This is a genomic window from Bacillus cereus group sp. N6 (genome assembly GCF_016483705.1).
GTDB classification, from domain to species: domain Bacteria; phylum Bacillota; class Bacilli; order Bacillales; family Bacillaceae_G; genus Bacillus_A; species Bacillus_A wiedmannii.
Window position 1 is genome coordinate 1 of record NZ_JAEHBI010000152.1, and the last position, 1,714, is coordinate 1,714.

Consider the following 1,714-nt stretch of genomic DNA (forward strand, 5'->3'; position numbering starts at 1 on the left):
GCATGACTCCGTATCAGTATTCAAAATCAATTGCGTAATCTAATTGATGTTCCAGTTTTTCTTGACCAGGTCAGGATATATAAAACAAAAGAACGCTGCATAATCAATCATACGAAAGTTATACTGTTTGAAAGTTTCTTCATTTTAGTTAACGGAAAACCATGGAATTTCTATCTTTAAGTTAATAGATATAGACTATCCCCCTTAACATTAATTTTCTTGGCTAAAATGATGAAATTCCTTAGGTTGTATGTTGAGAAAAATACAAAACAAAGTTGACATTCATGTCCTTAAATATAAAATAAATGTTTCTGTACAAGAATTTATTTATAAAATACTTTCCGCCACCTCAATTCCAAGTAACGATCGTACATGTTCAATATGGTTCGCAATGGTTACTGAAGATAAACTGGCAAATAATAATCCCACAGCAATGCCATCATTTGTCGTGATTAAAGAACCAGAATCTCCGCTAGAAGAAAGATTTGTTATAATAATTTGATCTCGAAATCGTGCAATTCTGCCACTTCCATAATTTACATCTACTGTTGCATTCACTGCAGTGATAACACCATGTGTATGGTTCGTAGTCCGTCCTACTTTCATTACACGGGTACCAACAGTTACATTTTGTTTACGTCGCCATCCTTTTACCTGACCACTCCAATGAATCGTACGATCGATTTGATGAAAAGGGGCTTCTGCAATAGCAGCATCAACGAGATTATTTTGATTTTCAAGTGGTACCTGCGAAGAACAGATAATTGGAATAAATCTTGATAGAGTTGCAATACGATCAATTGGACCGGGTTGTAAGATAGGTTCACCTATACTCGCATTGTTACTATTGGCTAATACATGGTTATTACTTAATAAATAGTATCGATTTGGAATTCCGTAGCCCGATGCGGGGGATTTATAGAACCATTGGGTAAGATATCATATACACACGTAGTAATTGTGCCAGCTGTTACATTTCGATGAGCAACGCTATATCCCCCTTTGACTGGGCGAACTCGAGTTGAAAGTGCTTGTGTATCAAATTGTAGTGTTTGTTGAGTACCAGCAAATAGATATCCCGTTTATTTCTTTTGGAATGACTTGATTTGTTTCTAATACTTCGACTGGAAGTTTTTGATCTACGAATACAAGTAACGAGGGTGTACCTGTTATAACCCCGTTTACTTGTTGAATTCCTGCTCCGATACCGGTTACATTCCTGAATTGTAAGATATCCTCTTCTACACTTTTTTGTACTTTCTGAATGTCTTGTTGCTCTTGAATTGACAATATTTCCCCATACTGTTCTCTCCCTTATCATATTTCATGATTGATAATGAATCCAACTTCTATAATATTTGTTGGGTATGTATCTAGCTGTGTAGGTATAATATCCTCTTCTTTTAATTGACATCGTCGTACTTTTTTAGACACAAAGACTTGAACAACCTCTTTCTCGTGTAGAATTCCCATTCCTACTCCTACAACATTGGGCAAACGTAATAAATCAACTTCATACTTTCGTATAACCTTTTCTAGTTCCATCAAATCGCTCCTTGTCTACCGGAATAGCGGATTAAATATAACATTCGAAGTGTGCCGGAAAACCGGTGTGTGGTACTAATATAAAACTTTTTTGGTAACTACTCAGCTTCCTCACGGAAGCTTTTTTAATTTTACTAGTTTCATATGCCTCTCATTTGTAAATACTGAG

At 35.7% G+C, this 1,714-nt stretch carries 3 protein-coding genes; all 3 read right to left on the bottom strand.

Features of this window, described 5'->3' with window-relative positions; translation table 11 throughout:
- Nucleotides 1-327: 327 nt before the first annotated feature.
- The 3 genes from JDS99_RS32250 to JDS99_RS30540 all read right to left on the bottom strand — a co-directional run bounded on the left by JDS99_RS32250 (nt 328) and on the right by JDS99_RS30540 (nt 1,545).
- Nucleotides 328-606, bottom strand: coding sequence for a hypothetical protein (locus JDS99_RS32250; protein WP_242475815.1), 279 nt, complete (start codon nt 604-606; stop codon nt 328-330).
- A gap of 432 nt (nt 607-1,038) precedes the next feature.
- Nucleotides 1,039-1,290 (bottom strand): hypothetical protein, encoded by a 252-nt coding sequence (locus JDS99_RS32255; protein ID WP_242475816.1) that lies wholly within the window; start codon nt 1,288-1,290, stop codon nt 1,039-1,041.
- A 27-nt stretch (nt 1,291-1,317) separates the two neighbouring features.
- Nucleotides 1,318-1,545 carry a hypothetical protein gene (locus JDS99_RS30540; RefSeq protein WP_199696460.1) on the bottom strand — a complete coding sequence of 76 codons (228 nt, stop codon included), beginning with the start codon at nt 1,543-1,545 and terminating at the stop codon, nt 1,318-1,320.
- Nucleotides 1,546-1,714 lie beyond the last annotated feature (169 nt).

Excerpts from the sequence above, each read along its gene's own strand:
- JDS99_RS30540 (WP_199696460.1), bottom strand. The coding sequence starts at position 1,545 with ATGGAACTAGAAAAGGTTATACGAAAGTATGAAGTTGATTTATTACGT.
- JDS99_RS32250 (WP_242475815.1), bottom strand. The coding sequence starts at position 606 with ATGAAAGTAGGACGGACTACGAACCATACACATGGTGTTATCACTGCA.